At 35.2% G+C, this 20,236-nt stretch carries 14 protein-coding genes and 1 pseudogene; 11 read left to right on the forward strand and 4 right to left on the reverse strand.

Annotated features, from left to right (window positions below):
• Nucleotides 1-21 precede the first annotated feature (21 nt).
• The 3 genes from gcvT to EKL99_RS13820 all read left to right on the forward strand — a co-directional run bounded on the left by gcvT (nt 22) and on the right by EKL99_RS13820 (nt 4,486).
• Nucleotides 22-1,104, forward strand: coding sequence for a glycine cleavage system aminomethyltransferase GcvT (gene gcvT, locus EKL99_RS13810; protein ID WP_126516245.1), 1,083 nt, complete (start codon nt 22-24; stop codon nt 1,102-1,104).
• A 58-nt stretch (nt 1,105-1,162) separates the two neighbouring features.
• Nucleotides 1,163-1,876, forward strand: a complete 714-nt coding sequence (locus EKL99_RS13815) for a YebC/PmpR family DNA-binding transcriptional regulator (RefSeq protein ID WP_126454832.1) — start codon at nt 1,163-1,165, stop codon at nt 1,874-1,876.
• A gap of 537 nt (nt 1,877-2,413) precedes the next feature.
• Nucleotides 2,414-4,486, forward strand: coding sequence for a hypothetical protein (locus tag EKL99_RS13820; protein ID WP_126555511.1), 2,073 nt, complete (start codon nt 2,414-2,416; stop codon nt 4,484-4,486).
• Between the two features lie 83 nt (nt 4,487-4,569).
• Here the strand turns inward: EKL99_RS13820 and EKL99_RS13825 are convergent, their stop codons facing one another.
• Nucleotides 4,570-5,610, reverse strand: a complete 1,041-nt coding sequence (locus tag EKL99_RS13825; protein WP_126463342.1) for a PLP-dependent cysteine synthase family protein — start codon at nt 5,608-5,610, stop codon at nt 4,570-4,572.
• Between the two features lie 70 nt (nt 5,611-5,680).
• Nucleotides 5,681-7,816 carry a S9 family peptidase gene (locus EKL99_RS13830; protein WP_197037252.1) on the reverse strand — a complete coding sequence of 712 codons (2,136 nt, stop codon included), beginning with the start codon at nt 7,814-7,816 and terminating at the stop codon, nt 5,681-5,683.
• Between the two features lie 70 nt (nt 7,817-7,886).
• On the opposite strand from EKL99_RS13830, the gene EKL99_RS13835 reads away from it, so the two are divergent.
• The gene (locus tag EKL99_RS13835) at nt 7,887-8,207 is read left to right on the forward strand and encodes a YbaB/EbfC family nucleoid-associated protein (RefSeq protein ID WP_126454841.1); all 321 of its coding nucleotides are present in this window, start codon (nt 7,887-7,889) and stop codon (nt 8,205-8,207) included.
• Between the two features lie 85 nt (nt 8,208-8,292).
• Here the strand turns inward: EKL99_RS13835 and EKL99_RS13840 are convergent, their stop codons facing one another.
• The gene (locus tag EKL99_RS13840) at nt 8,293-9,315 is read right to left on the reverse strand and encodes a low specificity L-threonine aldolase (RefSeq protein ID WP_126456163.1); all 1,023 of its coding nucleotides are present in this window, start codon (nt 9,313-9,315) and stop codon (nt 8,293-8,295) included.
• A gap of 193 nt (nt 9,316-9,508) precedes the next feature.
• Here EKL99_RS13840 and prfB point away from each other — a divergent pair.
• The 7 genes from prfB (at nt 9,509) to EKL99_RS13875 (ending at nt 19,579) form a co-directional block, all read left to right on the forward strand.
• Nucleotides 9,509-10,607, forward strand: a protein-coding gene (gene prfB / locus EKL99_RS13845; protein ID WP_126456165.1) for a peptide chain release factor 2 whose coding sequence is annotated in 2 segments (ribosomal slippage) — nt 9,509-9,571 and nt 9,573-10,607 — 1,098 coding nt in all. Because the reading frame shifts where the segments join, the coding sequence is not laid out codon by codon here.
• Nucleotides 10,608-11,271: 664 nt separating this feature from the next.
• Nucleotides 11,272-12,654: an NAD-dependent succinate-semialdehyde dehydrogenase gene (locus tag EKL99_RS13850; protein ID WP_126577146.1), complete on the forward strand. Its 1,383-nt coding sequence runs from the start codon at nt 11,272-11,274 to the stop codon at nt 12,652-12,654.
• A 55-nt stretch (nt 12,655-12,709) separates the two neighbouring features.
• On the forward strand, nt 12,710-14,674 hold the full coding sequence (locus EKL99_RS13855; protein ID WP_126463348.1) for an aconitate hydratase: 1,965 nt from the start codon (nt 12,710-12,712) through the stop codon (nt 14,672-14,674).
• Nucleotides 14,675-14,751: 77 nt separating this feature from the next.
• The gene (locus EKL99_RS13860) at nt 14,752-15,750 is read left to right on the forward strand and encodes an NADP-dependent oxidoreductase (RefSeq protein ID WP_126463350.1); all 999 of its coding nucleotides are present in this window, start codon (nt 14,752-14,754) and stop codon (nt 15,748-15,750) included.
• 302 nt (nt 15,751-16,052) lie between these two features.
• Nucleotides 16,053-17,054 (forward strand): UDP-3-O-(3-hydroxymyristoyl)glucosamine N-acyltransferase, encoded by a 1,002-nt coding sequence (gene lpxD / locus EKL99_RS13865; RefSeq protein WP_126463352.1) that lies wholly within the window; start codon nt 16,053-16,055, stop codon nt 17,052-17,054.
• Between the two features lie 155 nt (nt 17,055-17,209).
• Entirely contained in the window at nt 17,210-18,838 is a 1,629-nt protein-coding gene (locus EKL99_RS13870; protein ID WP_126463354.1) for an acyl-CoA carboxylase subunit beta, read from the forward strand.
• Between the two features lie 318 nt (nt 18,839-19,156).
• The gene (locus tag EKL99_RS13875) at nt 19,157-19,579 is read left to right on the forward strand and encodes a DoxX family protein (RefSeq protein ID WP_126463356.1); all 423 of its coding nucleotides are present in this window, start codon (nt 19,157-19,159) and stop codon (nt 19,577-19,579) included.
• A 280-nt stretch (nt 19,580-19,859) separates the two neighbouring features.
• On the opposite strand, the pseudogene EKL99_RS13880 reads toward EKL99_RS13875, so the two are convergent.
• A pseudogene (locus EKL99_RS13880) lies at nt 19,860-20,127 on the reverse strand (IS5/IS1182 family transposase); the annotation flags it as partial.
• Between the last annotated feature and the right edge of the window lie 109 nt (nt 20,128-20,236).

Genomic DNA, 20,236 nt, shown 5'->3' on the forward strand with positions numbered 1-20,236 from the left:
TAAATTTTATAGAAAAACACAATGAAAAATACTGCGCTTACGCACATACACGAGAGTTTGGGAGCAAAAATGCTACCGTTTGCCGGATACAATATGCCCATTTTATATGAAGGAGTGAATGCGGAACATGAAACGGTGCGCAATGCCGTGGGTGTTTTTGACGTTTCTCACATGGGTGAATTCCTGCTTACGGGTCCAAATGCATTGGCTTTGATTCAGAAAGTGACTACAAATGACGCTTCGACTTTGACTATCGGAAAAGCGCAATATTCTTGTTTGCCAAATAATGATGGTGGAATTGTAGATGATTTGCTTGTTTATAAAATGAAAGATGAGCAGTATTTATTAGTAGTAAATGCGTCGAATATTGAGAAAGATTGGGATTGGATTTCGGCTCAAAATGATTTGGGTGTGGAGATGAAAAACCTTTCGGATGATTATTCATTATTGGCAATTCAAGGGCCAAAAGCGGTTGAAGCAATGCAATCGTTGACTTCAAAAGATTTATCTGCGATTCCGTATTACCATTTTGAAGTGGGTGAATTTGCGGGTATCAAAGATGTAATCATTTCGGCTACAGGATATACTGGTTCTGGAGGTTTTGAAATTTATTGCAAAAATTCAGAAGTAGAACAAATTTGGACTAAAGTTTTTGAAGCAGGTGCGGCATTTGGAATCAAGCCAATTGGTCTTGCAGCTCGTGACACGTTGCGATTGGAAATGGGTTTCTGTTTGTACGGAAATGACATTAATGACACAACTTCGCCACTGGAAGCTGGTTTGGGATGGATTACAAAGTTCACAAAAGAATTCACGAATTCAGAAAATCTGAAAAAACAAAAAGAAGCGGGTGTTTCTAAAAAACTGGTTGCTTTTGAAATGCAGGAACGTGCGGTGCCAAGACACGATTACGAAATTGTAGATGCAACAGGAAATGTAATCGGAATTGTAACTTCGGGAACGATGTCACCTTCAATGAATAAAGGAATAGGAATGGGGTATGTAACTTCAGAAAACAGTGCTTTGGAAAGCGATATCTTTATCCGAATCCGTAAAAATGACGTCCCTGCCAAAGTGGTAAAATTACCTTTTTACAAGAAATAAAATCATTGGATAAAGTTTAGAATAACTGTATTTTTGCAGTTCAAAATAAGAAATAGAAATGGGAAGAGCGTTTGAGTTTAGAAAAGGAAGAAAAATGAAACGTTGGTCAGCAATGGCCAAAGCATTTACCAGAATAGGAAAAGATATTGTAATGGCCGTAAAAGAAGGCGGACCAAATCCTGATGCCAATTCCAGATTACGAGCCGTGATCCAGAACTCTAAGGCAGTGAATATGCCAAAAGAAAATGTGGAACGCGCCATTAAAAAAGCAACCGATAAAGACACGGCCAATTATAAAGAAGTTTTATTTGAAGGATATGCACCCCATGGTATTGCCATTCTGGTTGAAACTGCTACTGATAATAATAACAGAACGGTGGCTAATGTTAGGAGTTATTTTAACAAATGCAATGGCACATTGGGAACACAAGGTTCAGTTGAATTTATGTTTGATCACACCTGTAATTTTAGAATCCCGGCAAACGGAATTGATCCTGAAGAACTAGAGTTAGAGTTAATCGATTTTGGTGCTGAAGAAGTTTTTGAAGACGAAGATGGTATTTTAATATATGCGCCCTTTGGAAGTTTTGGAACCATTCAAAAAGAATTAGAAAACAGAGGACTGGAAATTCTTTCTTCCGGATTTGAAAGAATCCCCCAAATTACTAAAAAACTATCGGAAGCTGAAATGGCCGATGTAGAAAAATTAATTGAAAAAATGGAAGAAGACGATGATGTCATGAACGTGTATCATACTATGGAAGAAGCATAAACTTAATTTCTACAATAACTAAAACTCTAGCTTCGGCTGGAGTTTTTTTGCCTGAAAATGTATGACTTTAAAATTAAGCCTCGGTCATTTATTGTTTTAAATGTCCTCTGGAGTATCCCATATCCTTTTTTATCAGGTGCTCAAATAAAAAATAAAAAATAAAAAAATACAATATTTAATTAAAAAATATAAGTTCCATTATTTAGTGAATATAAGTTTAATTCACGGCCTATAATTAACACGATGAGATTTAGCAAACGAGTATTTTTAATATTTTTTTTCCTGATATCAAGTTTCTTATATTTGCCTACTTTTTGATAAATGCGACGCCCAAAAAACAAGCGAAACAGCCAGCAAGTGAGAGCATAATTATTTAAAAATAGAGCACCATCATTGAATATTAAGAATAAAAGGGAAAATTATTTTTTGTGACAATTTTCAGCAGAATGTAGTCCCTGATTGAATGCGTGTAGTGAATTAACTAAATATTCCTAATACAGAATATCGTTCTAAGGAACGTTTTAAATTATAACATATATGACAAACAACATTCTAATTGAAAATCAATATAAAAGAACCAGTTTATTTGAAAAAGAAAATGTAAACTATTTAGTGCGTATTTTAAAAAGGTTTAATACTGTACCAAAGATAAATAACATCAATATAATCACCTCAACTAGTGAGCCTACTATTTTCAAAATTATACCCAATAAATCGATTATTATTGGCTCGTCCTTTTTGAACAAACCTATTTTAGCTCTAGTTTATTTAAGATATGGTATTGAATGGCAGTTATGGTACAAAGCGTTGAATAACGAAAAAAAAGAGGCTGTTTTATGCGATATCGCTGCACTTGAAGTGATTCGAATATTTTATAATTTACTACCTAAAGATGATAAAGAAAAATTAGAAGATCTTGATTATGTTTTAATTAATTTAATCAAAAATGATACCTATTTAAATACAGAATCTTCATTAATAAACGAAGAGCTACAATCTTTCCATGGTTTAAAAAATTTAAATACTGAACTCAAAGAATCTTGGAAACCTATTATTGAAAATCTAGCAAAACCCACCGAATACTTATTAATGTCTGGAGGAGATCTTAGATTGAATATCGACGAAATTCATTTGCTAAACAAATACGGATGTCGCCCATTCCCAAGACCTGATGCATTTACTTTTGCCTCATCTACGGCGTCCAGCGTTTCAAATTTTGCTTTTGATAAAACCGATAAAGTGAGAAGTATATTAATTAGAAACAGCTTGAAAAACAGTTTTAAAAATACTACTACCGAGTTTTCTGAATTACTAAAAAATAACCTTAGAAAAATATTTAAATTAAATGAGGAATGTGAAATAATTTTTTCTCCATCAGGTACCGATTCGTCGCTGCAAATAGCAGCTATAACACAAATTATTTCCGACAAAGAAATTACACACATTTTGGTGGCCTCTGATGAAACTGGTAGTGGCGTTGCTGCCGCCTTAAAAGGATGCCACTTTGAAAACACTACTGCACTAAATTATCCAATTAAAAAAGACACTAAAATTGAAGGCTTTAGAGAGGTTGATTTAATTAAAATCCCTTTTCGAGATGAAAATGGCGCATCAAAATCTTCTGCTCAATTAGATAAGGAAGTATTTGATGCCGTTATCAAGACCAAAAATCAAGGCAGGCACATCGTGTTACATACTATGGACCAATCAAAATTAGGGTATCAATCTCCCAGTGACGAATTTATAAAAAAACTAAATACACTTGAAAATTTATCAATTCAGATTATTGTAGATGGCTCACAGCTTAGATTAGATCCAAAAGACATACAAAATTATTTAAACAAAGGGTATATTGTTACTATAACAGGAAGTAAATTTTTCACGGGCCCTCCATACTGCGGTGCATTAATTTTACCTAAAAGTGTCAACAAATTAATACATTCTGTAAAAAACACATTACCCAAAGGTTTAACCCAATATTACAATCATTCTGATTGGCCGGCTTCTTGGTTTTGTTCCAATGAATTATCCGATGGGTATAACTATGGTTCCTATATGCGCTGGAATGCGGCCGTAGTTGAAATGGACAGATACTACAAAACACCTGTTTTATATCGAAATATGGGTATTGAGATGTTTTGCAATTTTGTTGATGATTCCATAAAAGAAGCCACTTTTTTACAGCCTATTTATGGTGATGAAACAAAAACGAAGAGTTACAGCAGTAAAGAATTTGGAATACGAAATATCCGTACCATTTTTCCTTTCTTTATTTTTAAAGATAATGAAGTTTTATCTGTTGATAACGTAAAAAAATTATATACGTTATTAAATACTGATTTATCGGATCAGTTTGAAGGTTCTTCATTAGAAATCATTCGGCTTGCTGCCCAAAAATGCCATATTGGTCAAGCAGTTAATGTAAAATATACTACTGAAATTGAAAGTGCTATTTTAAGAATTAGTTTAGGAGCAAGAGTTATTTCTGAAAGTTGGGTCAACAGAGATATTAGTCTCTTTTTTAGAAACATAGAATTACAAATGAGCCAGATCACGATCACTATTAAAAAAATCGAATTAATACTTAGTACTCCTGAATTATTGGATTAACCAAAAAAGTATTCTTCCTTATATGATCAATAAAAAAGTCCCATTTGCAAAAGCTAATGGGACTTTTTATTTATAATTTCAACTTATTTTATCATTTCTATTTTTTGAACTTCTTCTTGGTTTATACTGTCAAAGAAACCTTGTTCATGCATCCAATCATCACTAAATACTTTACTCATATAACGAGAACCGTGATCTGGAAATATGGCAATAACAACACTGTTAACATCAAACTCTCCTTCATCAGCATATTGCTTGATGGCTTGCAAAACAGCTCCTGAAGTATATCCTACAAATAAACCTTCTTTCCTTGTGATTTCTCGAGCCGCATGAGCACTTTCTTCGTCAGTTACTTTCATGAATTTATCAATAATATCAAAATCCGTTGCTGATGGAATTAAGTTCTTCCCTAAACCTTCTATTCGGTACGGATAAATTTCATCATTATCGAATTCTCCAGTTTCATGGTACTTTTTTAATACGGATCCAAAAGCATCGACTCCAAGAATTCTAATGTTTGGATTTTGTTCTTTTAAGTATTTTGCAGTACCGGAAATAGTTCCTCCTGTTCCACTACAAGCAATTAAGTGTGTGATTGCTCCATTTGTTTGCTTCCAAATTTCCGGACCGGTAGACTTATAATGCGCATCAACATTCAACTGATTGAAATATTGGTTGATATACACCGAGCCTTTCGTTTCTTCATGCAAACGTTTGGCAACATTATAATACGAACGTTTATCATCAGCAGAAACATGCGCCGGACAAACATACACTTTAGCTCCTAAGCTGCGAAGCATGTCTATTTTGTCTTTAGATGATTTAGAACTAACAGCCAGAATACAGCTATATCCTTTGATGATACTCACCATTGCTAAACTAAAACCCGTATTGCCGGATGTTGTTTCAATTATAGTATCACCAGGAGATAAAACGCCTCTCTTTTCAGCTTCTTCAATTATGTGCAATGCTATTCTGTCTTTGGAGGAATGTCCCGGATTAAAAGCTTCTACTTTTGCATAAAAAGCACCTTCTAACTCTTCAGTGACTTTATTTAACTTAATAAGAGGAGTATTACCTATAAGTTCTAAGACATTATTGTAAGCGTTTACTTTTTTTTTCATAAAAAAATAGTTAGTTGCAGCAATTTCTAATTACACCTCGAAAGTTACAAATTTAACAAAAAAAAGCTATCTAGTTTTTAATTTTTTCTAAATCTAATAAAAAACTATATTCCTTTGCTAATTCCTTTAAGGCTTCAAACCGACCTGAAGCACCGCCGTGACCCGCATCCATATTCGTATTAAGATATAAAACGGTATCATTTGTTTTTTGAGTACGGAGCTTTGCAACCCACTTGGCAGGCTCCCAATATTGTACTTGTGAATCATGAAGTCCGGTAGAAACGAACATATTAGGATAGTTTTGAGCTTTTACGTTGTCATAAGGAGAGTAGGATGCCATATAATCATAATATTTTTTCTCGTTTGGATTGCCCCATTCATCATATTCTCCTGTTGTCAGCGGAATCGTGTCATCAAGCATCGTGGTGATAACATCTACAAAAGGAACCTGCGCAATTACTCCGTTGTACAATTCCGGCGCCATATTGACAACTGCTCCCATTAATAATCCACCTGCTGAACCGCCCTCGGCATATAAATGTTTTGGTGAAGTATATTTTTCCTGAATCAAAAACTTAGAACAATCAATAAAATCAGTGAAGGTGTTTTTCTTTTTCAATAATTTTCCGTCCTCATACCATTGTCTTCCTAAATCTTCACCACCGCGAATGTGTGCTATGGCAAATACAAATCCTCGATCCAAAATTGACAAACGCGTAGATGAAAAATAAGCATCCATGGTAACGCCGTATGAACCGTAGGCATAAAGCAATACCGGATTATTCCCATCTTTTTTCAACCCCTTTTTGTACACCATAGAAATGGGTACTTTGGTACCATCTGTTGCTGTGGCCCAAACACGCTCTTCGATATAATTATTTTTATCAAATTTACCCCCAAGAACCTGTTGCTCTTTCTTGATTTCTTTCTCTTTGGTTTTCATATTAAAGTCAATAACTGAAGATGGCGTTGCCAATGATTGGTAACTGTAACGCAAAATATCAGTATCAAAATCCACATTTGTCGTCGTATATGCGCTATACGTTTCGCTTCCAAAAGGCAAATAATATTCTCCTTCTCCACTCCAAGGCATAATACGAATGTGGTTCAAACCATTGGAACGTTCTTCTACAACTAAATAGTTTCTAAAAATTTCGATATCTTCCAGTAAAACGTCTTTTCGATGCGCAATGACATCTCTCCAATTTTCTTTTGCAGTAGCGTTTTCAGGCGTTTTCATCAACTTGAAGTTAGTTGCTTTGTCCTTATTGGTCATGATATAAAAAGAATCTCCAAAATGAGAAATACTGTATTCTAAGCCGCGAACCCTTGGTTGAAAAACCACAAACTCTCCATCTGGAGTATCTGAATTTAAAATTCTGTACTCGGTTGTTAAGGTACTTCCGGAGCCTATTACAATATATTTTTTTGATTTTTCTTTGCCTACAGAAACATTGAACGTATCGTCTTTTTCATTAAAAACTAATATATCAGTAGCTGAATCTGTGGCTAATTTATGTTTAAAAACTTTATCAGACCGCAAGGTAACTTTATCTTGTCTGGTGTAAAATATCGTTTTATTATCATTGGCCCAAACAGAACTTCCAGTAGCATTTTCAATCTTATCCGAAAGAATTTCTTCCGTTTCTAAGTTTTTGATTTGTATCGTATAAATACGTCTTCCAACGGTATCAATACCAAAACTCGCAAATTTATTGTCCGGACTCACGCTCAAACCACCCAATTGAAAGTAAGAATGGTCTTTGGCTAAGTCATTACAGTTGAATAAAATTTCCTCAGTAGCGGTAAGACTTCCTTTTTTTCTGGAATAAATGGGATAATCCTTTCCGGTTTCAAAACGCGTGATATAATAGTAACCATTGTATAAGTAAGGAACCGATTGATCGTCTTCCTTGATGCGGGCTTTCATTTCTTCGTATAATTCTTTCTGAAACCCTTTTGTATCCACAGTCATGGCTTCATAATACGTATTTTCTTGATTCAAATAATCAATCACTTCCAGGTTCTCTCTCTCGTTTAACCAGAAATAATTATCTACCCGTTTTTGGTTGTGTTTTTCTAAAGTTTTTGGAATTATTTTAGCTACGGGAGAAGGAATATTTTTTGACATTTGTTGCGCTTTTATATTAGTAATTGATGGTGCAAAAATAACACAAAGACAACTTAAGACGAGTTTATTTTTCATGAATATTTTATTGATTATAACTATGCAATATAGTAATTTTGTAAATCAAATTAATTTAAAAAATTAAAACATGGATTTAATGGGAATGATGGGCAAACTTAAAGAGACCCAACAAAAGATAGAAGACACAAAAAAACGTTTAGATACTGTTCTTATAGACGAACAAAGCACTGATGGTTTATTGAAAGTTACTTTGACTGCCAACAGAACCCTAAAATCAATTATTATTGACGACACTCTATTAGCAGATAAAGAGCAACTGGAAGATTATTTGATTTTAGTATTGAATAAAGCAATCGAAAAAGCGACAAATGTCAATCAGAGCGAACTGGATGTCGTTACTAAAATGGATATGCCAATGATTCCCGGAATGGAAGATTTGTTTAAATAAAAAAGTTTAAAGTTTAAGGTTTAACGTTTTTTGATCACGATAAAAACTTTAAACCTTAAACTTTAAACAAATTCTCCAAGAAGAACTATACTAACTTCTGCAAGGTTTCCAATACATAGGTATGCATAACTTCCTTATAATCAAGATGCGTGACTATTCGCAGTTTTCCATGCCCCATGGAACTGATTAAAATATTTTTTTGCTTTAACAATTCAATTAAATTCTTTTCGATACAATTTGGAACCAACGAGAAAATCAAAATATTAGTTTCAACCGGCTCTACTGATGCAACCCAGCTTACCTTTTTCAAAACTTCGGCAATTTCTTTCGCTCGCCTATGATCTTCAGCAAGGCGTTCTATATTATTGTCCAAGGCATATATTCCTGCTGCTGCCAAATAGCCTACCTGACGCATTCCGCCACCTAATATTTTTCGAATTCGCAATGCTCTGTGAATCGTGGCTTTGTCCGCTAACAACACCGAACCAATTGGTGCTCCCAAACCTTTAGACAAACAAACCGAAATGGTATCAAATAATTCCCCAAATGCTTTTGGATCTTGATTTTTGGCTACCAAAGCATTCCAGATTCGGGCGCCATCCAGGTGAAATTTCAAATTATTAGCATCACAAACCTTTTTTATTTTTTGCAAATCTTCCAGTTCATAGCAAGCGCCTCCACCTTTATTAGTGGTGTTTTCTACACAAACTAAACTTGTTAAAGGACTGTGGTAAAACTCCGGATCATTAATGGCTCCAGCCACTTGCTCTGCAGTTATCATTCCGCGGTTTCCGTCTAATAAGCAACAAGAAACGCCACTATTGAAGGAAACACCGCCGCCTTCATAATGGTATACATGTGCATATTTGTCAGCAATTAATTGTTCTCCGGGTTGGGTATGCAATTTTATCGCTGTTTGATTGGCCATCGTTCCTGAGGGAAAAAAAAGACCCGCTTCCATACCAAACATCTCAGCAACTCTGGCTTCTAGGGCTATAACTGTAGGATCTTGTTTGTAAACATCATCGCCTACTTCAGCATTTAACATATGAACCAGCATTTCACGTGAAGGTTTCGTGATTGTGTCGCTAACTAAATTTATTTCCATATAATTTTTTATATTTTCAGTACGGACAATTCGCGAATTGTCCCTTCGTAAAATTTTTCTATTTTTGTGCCACAAATTTACACAATACCGTTTATTAATTCCAACTAGTTCCGTTAAAACTACACTAATTGTAGTACACGGCAGCAATTTTGATAAATTATTGAAAACAGACCAACCAAATTAATATAATTTTATGACAACTACCGAACAAATTAAAGGTATTGTAGAGCGCCTTGGTGCGTTGAGGAGGTATCTTTGACGTTGATGCCAAGCTAATTGAGATCTCAAACGAAGAAGAAAAAACCTTTGCCCCTGATTTTTGGAACAATCCAAAAGAAGCTGAGATCATTGTAAAAAATCTCCGAAATAAGAAAAAGTGGATTGAAGATTACAATAAAGCAGTCGAAATGACGGATGAATTGCAACTTGCCTATGATTTTTACAAAGAAGGTGAACTTACCGGAGAAGAATTAGACGAACATTACTACGCCACTCAAGCGCATATTGAAGCCATTGAATTCAAGAACATGCTCTCGGACGAAGGGGATACTTTGAGTGCTGTGGTACAAATTACTGCTGGTGCCGGTGGAACCGAAAGTTGTGATTGGGCCGAAATGCTCATGCGCATGTACATGATGTGGGGCGAAAAATACGGTTACAAAATCAAAGAACTGAATTTCCAGAAAGGAGAAGCTGCCGGTATCAAGACCGTAACACTCGAGTTTGAAGGCGATTATTCTTTTGGATATTTAAAAGGCGAAAACGGCGTGCATCGACTGGTACGAATTTCTCCTTTTGACAGCAATGCCAAACGTCATACCTCATTTGCATCCGTTTACGTGTATCCACTGGTAGATGATAGCATCGAAATTGACATCAATCCTGCTGACATTGAGATCACGACTTCGCGATCCAGCGGAGCTGGTGGACAAAATGTAAATAAGGTGGAAACTAAAGTACAATTGTTTCATAAACCTACCGGAATTCAAATACAATGTTCCGAAACGCGATCGCAGCAAGACAACAGACAGCGTGCCATGCAGATGTTACGCTCTCAATTGTACGAAATTGAGTTAAAAAAGAAACAGGCACAACGCGCTGATATTGAAGCTGGTAAAATGAAAATAGAATGGGGTTCCCAAATCAGAAATTATGTCATGCAACCTTATAAGTTAGTCAAAGATGTTCGCACCGGTTATGAAACCAGCAACGTTGACGGCGTTATGAATGGAGAAATTGATGAGTTCCTGAAAGCTTATCTAATGATGATGGGACAAAAGGAAGAGGAATAAAATACCATTTAGTTAAAATAAAACAGATCCTACCGGCTTTAAAGTCGGTGGGATTTTTTTTATAGATAAACCCTTTTTTTAGCGGTTACATTTTATCATGTTACTTAAGGCATCATACTACTCTTTACCTTTTTTTCTAAAGCCATTAGAAAACGGTATTATTTTCTGCTTAGTAATTATTCACGACCCACAATTGCATCCCATTTTCAATGCTAATTTTTTTCTGTTTTGAAAGTAACACTATTATGAAGAAAAATTAATTTAAAAAATATCCTATTGTATTAATCTAAACCGCTATAATTACTATTTCTTGTCTTGTTTTAATTAAAAAAAGTAAAAACTAGCACCATCCATCCAAATGTAAAAAAAGGAAGACGAAAAGAAACAACATTTAAAAAGAAGGCTTTTAGATGTGTTTACTTTACGCATAAAAAAAAGTTAATGTGGGAATTATGTAAGTCTTATTCCTCATAATATTTTTATCTTTGTTATTCAATAATTTTTATTACAAACTAGAACAATTTTATTTTTTTCAAAAAAACCAATCTACTTCGTAAAAATTTCCTAACCAATTATTGAATTATACATGCTAAAACCATCTGTTTTACAGTATAAATTATTTTTGGCAGAAGCCAAAAATTAATCTTCTTTAAATATTAGAATTATGGCCATACAAACAACGAATCCCGCAACAAACAAAGTTTTGAAATCATTTGATGAAATGACCGACAAGCAAGTAGATGATGCCATTGTACAAGCTGCCAATACCTTCCAAGATTGGAAAAAAACATCATATTCTGAAAGAGCGGCTGTTTTAAACAAAGTAGCTTCTTTAATGAGAGAGAAAAAAACAGCTTTGGCTACTTTGATTACACTCGAAATGGGAAAAATATTTTCACAGGCAGAAGGTGAAATTGAATTAAGTGCTAATATATTAGATTATTATGCTCAAAATGGCGAAGCATTTTTAGCCGATAAAAAATTAGAACCTGAACTTGGCGAGGCTATTATCAGATCAAGCCCAATAGGCGTTTTACTGGGTGTTCAACCGTGGAATTTCCCTTTTTATCAGGTAGCTCGTTTCATTGCGCCAAACATCATGGTAGGAAATACTATCTTAGTAAAACACGCTTCTATGGTTCCTCAATGTGCAATTGCAATTCAAGATTTATTTAAAGAAGCGCAAGCGCCAATTGGATTATACACTAATTTGTTAATCTCAGGAAAGAGAGCTTCAGCCATTGTTTCTGACAAAAGAATCAAAGGCGTTTCACTTACCGGTAGTGAAGCCGCTGGTGCAAGTTTAGCTACAGAAGCTGGTAAAAACCTTAAGAAATCAGTTTTAGAATTAGGAGGTAATGATGCCTTAATCGTTTTAGAAGATGCCGATATTGATAAAACTGTAGAATGGGCCGTAGTAGGTAGAATGAACAATAATGGACAAAGCTGTATTGCTTCCAAAAGAATTATTGCTATAGAAGCTATTGCTGATGAATTTATCGAAAAGTACACAGCCAAACTAGCTAAATTAAAAGTAGGAGATCCAATGGATTCAAATACAGAATTAGGTCCATTGAGTAGTGAAGAAGCTTTATTACACTTAGTAGATCAAGTGGAAAGATCAGTTGCTGCCGGAGCTACCGTTTTACTTGGAGGAAAAAGAGTTGATGGTCCGGGAGCCTTTATGGAACCTACCATTCTAACGGATCTAAATCCTGAAATTCCAGCATATCACGAAGAATTATTTGGACCAGTTTCCTCTTTTTACAGAGTAAAAGACGAAGCTGCTGCAATTGCCTTGGCGAATGATTCTGATTTTGGTTTAGGAGGATCCATATTTACTAAAGATATCGAACGTGGAAAACGACTTGCAGATCAAATTGATTCTGGAATGGTATTTATCAATCACCCAACTTGGACACAAGCCGATTTACCTTTTGGAGGAACCAAAGGTTCTGGTTACGGTAGAGAACTCTCTGAAATTGGAATTCATGAATTTGTAAATAAAAAATTAATCCGTATCAGTGGATTATCTGATCCTTTCTAGAATAAGACAATATCTCGATTTTTACATTTAAGAAAAGCATCTAAAAGTACAAAATATGTCAAAATTAAACGTTAGTCAAAAATTAATCCAATCGCATCTTTTACATGGTGAAATGATTGCGGGTCAAGAAATTGGAATCCGGATAGATCAGGCATTATTACAAGATGCAACTGGAACATTGGTCCAATTAGAATTAGAAGCCATGGGTCTAAAAAAAGCCAAAACAGAAGTTGCGGTTCAATATGTGGATCACAATCTTTTACAAACGGATTCTAAAAATGCCGATGACCATTTATTTTTACTTTCGGCGGCACAAAGATTTGGTCTTTGGTACAGTCGTCCCGGAAATGGCGTAAGTCACCCGGTGCACATGGAACGTTTTGGCAAACCCGGAAAAACACTCGTTGGGTCCGATAGTCATTCTTGTGCTGCAGGGTCTTTGGGCATGCTGGCCATTGGAACCGGTGGTTTAGATGTTGCAGCTGCAATTGCAGGTCAACCTTATTTTGTCAAAATGCCAAAAGTAATGGGTGTAGAACTCAGCGGTAAACTACCCGATTGGGTTAGTGCCAAAGATGTCATTCTAGAAATGCTAAGACGCTATGATGTAAAAGGCGGAGTGGGAAAAATTATAGAATATTATGGTGAAGGATTGAAAAATCTGAGCGTGATGGACCGCCATGTAATTGCCAATATGGGTGCTGAATTAGGTGCTACAACAACTGTATTCCCCAGTGATGATGAAACCAAACGGTTTTTAATTTCCCAAAATCGGGAATCTGACTGGACGGAATTAATTGCCGATTCAGGAGCAACTTATGATGAATATGCAGCAATCAATTTAGGCGATTTAGTTCCTTTGATTGCCCTGCCTACAAGTCCTGGAAATGTAGTTCCTGTGAGCGAAGTTGCCGGAAAAGAAATTGGTCAAGTCGTAATAGGCTCTTCTGCAAATCCTGGATTACGAGATTTTTGGATTGCCGGAGTGATCGTAAAAGACAAAACAATCAACAGTGCAGTTTCATTTGATGTCAATCCTACTTCGAGACAGACAATTCAAAACATGCTAAAGAATTTTACTTTTGCAAATTTGATTACTGCTGGTGCTCGTTTTCATCAATCAGGTTGTATGGGTTGTATAGGAATGGGGCAAGCTCCCGCTACCGGAACAATCAGTTTAAGAACCATGCCTCGAAATTTCCCAAGTCGTTCTGGAACAGAAGATGATCAGGTTTATTTGTGTAGTCCCGAAACGGCTGCTGCATCTGCCCTGACAGGAAAAATCACAGATCCTAGAGATATGGAAAAAATCTATGGCATGAAATATCCTAAATTTGAGAATCCTGAAGTAGAAATTATCAATACTGATATGCTCGTGGCTCCCCTAAAAGATGGATCAGGAGTTGAATTACATAAAGGTCCAAATATCAAATCGATTCCTGAAATTGAAGCTTTACAACAAGACTATCGAATTCCTATTTTATTAAAAATGGGCGATAATGTATCTACAGATGAAATTTTGAAAGCCGGAGCCGATGTACTTCCCTTAAGAAGTAATATTCCTGAAATCAGTAAATATGCTTTTAGTGTGATCGATCCTAGTTTTTATGACCGAGCCATGAAATCTAAAAAAGAATTTGGTGGACATATCGTTATTGCAAAAGAAAATTATGCCCAAGGTTCCAGTCGGGAACATGCCGCTCTTGCTCCTAAATATTTGGGGCAAGTGGCTGTTATTGCCCAAAGTTATGCCCGTATTGCTTGGCAAAATTTAGTCAATTTTGGAATTGTGCCTTTAGAATTTATAAACGTTTCTGATTATGACAAAATGGAACAGGGAGATTTGATCCGTTTTAAAAACCTCCGTGAAGATGTTGTCAATAGAAATAATATAAAAGTAGTGATCGAAAAAGGGGACGGAAGCACTTTAGAATTTGAAACCAAACACAGTTTAAGTGATCGTCAAATTAACGTACTTGCAAAAGGGGGAATCATAAATGATTTCAGAACCAAACTATAAATTAGTTTTAAAAAAGAAAACAGGAAACAAAACTTCATTAGCTAATGGCTAATAGAGTTTTTATTAAACAAAAAAAAATGAAAACGAAACAAATCGTATTAGCATCAAGACCTAATGGAATTCCAACATTGAATGATTTTAGATCTGAAAATATAGAATTAAACGATCTAAAAAAAGGAGAAGTCCTTTTAAAAGGATTGTATTATTCCGTAGATCCCTATATGCGCGGTCGAATGAATGAAGGAAAATCGTATGTACCTCAATTTGAATTAGACCAACCTATAGAGGGCGGAGTTTTGGCTACTGTAGTAGAATCAAAATCCGATCTTTTCAAAACAGGAGATACTGTTCTGGGCGCTTTGCCTTGGAGCGAACAAATGATTGCCTCTGAAAAAGGCCTGCAAAAAATTGAATCAACAGTAGAATCCCTAACATATTATTTAGGAATACTGGGAATGACAGGACTTACCGCTTATTTTGGTCTAATGCAAATTGGAAAACCAAAAGCGGGAGAAACCGTTGTGGTATCAGGAGCCGCAGGAGCCGTTGGGATAGTAGTAGGCCAACTTGCAAAAATCCAAGGTGCTCGTGTAATAGGAATTGCCGGTTCTGATGAAAAAGTAAAAATGCTAAAAGAAGAATTTGGCTATGACGAAGTCGTCAATTACAAAACAAATACCAATATGAAATCCACAATTGCTAAATTATGTCCAAACGGTGTGGATGTTTATTTTGACAATGTAGGTGGCAGTATTTCTGATGCGGTTATCGAAAACCTGAATTTTCATTCCAGAATTGCTTTGTGTGGACAAATTTCCCTATACAACAGCACCGAAATACCAATGGGACCCCGAATCCAACCCATGTTATTAACCCGAAGTGTATTAATGCAGGGTTTTATTATCAATAATTTTCAAAAAGACTTTCCAGAAGGAATTGCACACTTATCAAAATGGGTCAATGAAGGAAAATTGAAGTTTACAGAAACTATAGTAGAAGGTTTTGATCAATTACCTACAGCGCTACTTGGTTTATTTAAAGGAGAAAACAATGGAAAAATGATTGTGAAAAGATAATTTATCCGAGTCAAATAAATAGAAAATAGCCGGTACTTATAATTAAGTACCGGCTATTTGTTTTATAATTAACCCCAACCATTGAATCAACAAAGTCTCTACCGCTAACTGTTGTTTGCTATTTATTGTAATCAATCAGCATTTCCTCATGTCCAAAGGATAAGGAACAATTACAATATTGTATTCACAATTTATATAACCACTCCATTTATTCCTGTTAAAGAAATTAGTAAGATTAGGAATTTCAACGCTAAATTCTTTTATTTGAAAAATATTAAACAACCAAATCCAATCTACACGGAATGAAATCTTATACAATCCAAGAAATTAATGCGATTCTTAATGGCGTAATTATAGGGAATACTACCCAAAACATTACTGCTCCTGAACAATTAGAAATGGCTACCGCTTCCGAAATTTCATTCATTGGAAACAAAAAATACGAAAAATTATGGTTTACTTCCAATGCTTGTGCGGCAGTTGTCAATGAAGATATTGCTATAGAACCCGGAGAAAATAGAGCTTTCATAAAAGTTAAAAATGCTGATTTAGCGATGTCTCAGGTACTAGAACTCTTTGCTCCACCAACACCAGTATTTACTATTGACATTCATCCCAGTGCTGTGATTGATCCAACTGCCTCTATTTGCACTGGTGCCCGAATTGGTGCTGGCTGTTATATAGGACCTAATGTCATAATTGGAGACAACTCCACTGTATATCCTAATGTGACCATTCTAGATGAATGTACGATTGGTAAAAACACAGTAATCTGGTCAGGAACGGTTATCAGAGAACGATGCCACATTGGCAATGATTGTATTTTACATCCTAATGCGACAATAGGTGCGGATGGTTTTGGTTTTCGACCTGACCCACAAAGAGGTTTGGTCAAAATTCCGCAAATTGGAAATGTAATTATTGGTAATAGTGTCGAAATTGGCGCTAATACCTGTGTGGACAGAGGCAAATTCAGTTCAACCATTTTAGGTGACGGCTGTAAAATTGATAATCTAGTCCAAATTGGGCATAACAGCAAACTAGGTAAGTTTTGTATTATGGCTGGAAACAGTGGATTAGCAGGCTCTGTAACATTAGGAAATGGCGTAATCATTGGAGGAAGCGCTTCTATAAAGGATCACACCACCATAGGCGATGGTGCGATTGTAGGTGCCGGTTCCGGTGTAACAGGAGATATTCCTGCAGGAAAAACCATGCTAGGGTATCCGGCCGTTGAAGCTCGTGATGCACTCAAACAATGGGCAATTTTAAAAAGACTTGTAAATGAATCCAAACATAAATAACCTTTTTTTTTATTAAATTCATAAAAAAGCAGGAGGTAACTTCTGTTTTTTTGTTTTTAAATCAAAAAAATATTCCGTTTTCTTTCTAAACCAATAAAATTTATTTAGTTGAATTTTGTATTTTAGCCCAAAAATATTTTTAACATTCTTTCATCATGGATTTAAACTTCAACAAAAACGAAGACCACAATAAACTTTTACTTTCCGCATTGCGACAAAAATTAAGCATAGTTAAATTAGGCGGCGGTGAAAAACGCATTCAAAAATTACATGGTGAAGGCAAAATGACCGCTCGTGAACGTATTGATTATTTATTGGATCCAAAAGCGAAATGCATTGAAATTGGAGCATTTGTTGGTGAAGGAATGTATGCAGAACACGGTGGATGCCCATCAGGTGGTGTCGTGGTAAAAATAGGATACATCAGAGGCAAACAATGTATTGTTGTAGCCAATGATGCTACCGTAAAAGCGGGAGCCTGGTTTCCTATAACGGCCAAGAAAAACTTACGGGCACAGGAAATTGCTATGGAAAACCGACTGCCAATTATTTATTTAGTAGATAGCGCCGGAGTATATTTGCCTTTGCAAGATGAAATTTTCCCGGACAAAGAACATTTTGGACGTATTTTTAGAAATAATGCCCAAATGAGCAGCATGGGAATTACCCAAATTGCTGCTGTAATGGGAAGTTGCGTCGCCGGTGGAGCTTATTTACCCATCATGAGTGACGAAGCTTTGATTGTCGAAAAAACAGGAAGTATTTTCTTGGCAGGAAGTTATCTTGTCAAAGCTGCTATTGGCGAAAGTATTGATAATGAAACTCTGGGCGGAGCAACTACCCATTGTGAAATTTCCGGTGTGACCGACTATAAAGCCAAAGACGATAAAGATGCATTGGATAAAATAAAAAATATAGTTGATAAAATAGGTGATTTTGATAAAGCTGGTTTCAGCCGAATTAAATCCCAAAAACCAGCATTAGACGAAAAAGAAATCTACGGTGTTTTGCCAAAAGCCAGAAATGAGCAGTATGACATGATGGAAATCATCAATCGTTTAGTAGACAATTCAGAATTTGAAGCTTATAAAGACGGCTATGGCCAAACTATTATCACTGGTTATGCCAGAATAGATGGTTGGGCAGTGGGAATTGTTGCCAACCAACGAAAAGTGGTAAAAACTAAAAATGGTGAAATGCAGTTTGGTGGCGTAATCTACTCCGATAGTGCAGATAAAGCCACCCGTTTTATTGCCAATTGCAACCAGAAAAAAATCCCATTGATCTTTGTTCAAGATGTTACTGGATTTATGGTAGGATCTAAATCAGAACATGGAGGAATTATAAAAGACGGTGCCAAAATGGTAAATGCGGTATCCAATTCCGTTGTTCCAAAATTCACTGTAATTGTAGGAAATTCATATGGTGCTGGAAATTATGCCATGTGCGGAAAAGCGTATGATCCAAGATTAATATTCGCCTGGCCAAGTGCGGAATTAGCCGTTATGGGTGGAACCCAAGCTGCAAAAGTGCTGGCTCAAATTGAAGCCTCTTCGCTTAAAGCAAAAGGAGAACTCGTAGATGAAATAAAAGAAAAAGAATTATTTGATAAAATAAAAGCCAGATATGACGAGCAAGTTTCGCCTTATTATGCCGCATCTCGATTATGGACAGATGCTATTATTGATCCCCTAGACACCCGAACTTGGATCTCTATGGGAATAGAAGCGGCTAACCACTCGCCTATTGATAAAAAATTTAACTTAGGTATTATTCAAGTTTAACTCCTAATTTACTGGAACTTATATTTATTATTTTGTACATATATAATTGCCTTTATTCAAAGGATTGGTAGTTATAGCATTAGCCCCTTTGCGATATAACGTGCTGAAAATCTAAACCAAATTCATTTTAATTATTTAATATACTTACTTACGCTGCACTTATAAATTAAGACGGCATTATTAGTGGTTTATTCTCAACAGCTGAAATTCTATTTTTTTAAACAAAAAAAACAATCAAAGTTTAGTTTTCTTTAACAATTATAATTTATTATATTAAAATTCAGTAACTTAGTACTAAATATTTAAAACTATAGTATTATGAATAGCGTAAAAAATTTAAACAAATGGGCGAATACGCACACTTATTTAACCGTGGATTTGGTACGAATAACACTTGGTGTATTTTTGTTTATGAAAGGAATCTCTTTTATAACGAACATCCAATATTTAAATGATCTAATATCTCCAATTGACAGGATTGGTGGCGGAATGTTCCTTATCCACTATATTGCTCCAGCACACATGGTAGGTGGTATAATGATTGCTTTTGGTTTACTGACAAGATGGGCTATAATAACACAACTTCCCATATTGGTAGGTGCTACTATAATAAATTTTATGGGAGCAATGCATTCTCAAAATTTACTATTGGCATTGCTAATATTAGGAGCTTGCATATTTTTCTTATTCTACGGAAGCGGGAAAAATTCAGCTGATTATTATTTTAAAATGCAGCAATAATTTAATAAAAAAACATTCCTTATTTTGATCAGAATCATTTTTCAGATAATAAAAAAACGCTTGTAACAGGATTTATATAATCGGTTACAAGCGTTTTTTCTTTTTTTATGATTGATTTTTTAATGGAGGTTCAATAAACCTACTTTAAGCTTAGCTAGAGTCCTTTTAAGTAACTCTGGTAGATTGCATTTTTCTAATATTAATTTAAATATTCTTTTTAAATTGACTGTGAAAATTGCTATTTCACCTGTACAGTTTAAACCGGAATGGTTCTGGATTTATATTTAAAAAACATGTTGTAACGCAAACCTTCCACTACATCAACATCCGAAACGCTACAAATTGTTTTAAGAAGCAAATACTCTAACATACAAACGGGACTTTCTGCCATACGTCCATTATTGGTGCAGTATTTATTTAACAATTTGTCATAAATTAAGGAAAATCTATTAAATCATTGATCTTTTTCAAAAAATTATTCTTTGGAATAATTAAATCATAGACAAAGAATGTTCACTGAAATGTGTTGATTGCTGTTGTAGTAACATCTAAAAAAACTCTTATAATTAGAACTAAACATACCAAAAAAGAGGATAAATCCTAAGATTTACCCTCTTTTTATTTATCGATTTATTCGGAAAAAGACTTTTTCGGCGC

The sequence above is a fragment of the Flavobacterium sp. ZB4P23 genome (assembly GCF_003970375.1).
Lineage (GTDB): Bacteria > Bacteroidota > Bacteroidia > Flavobacteriales > Flavobacteriaceae > Flavobacterium.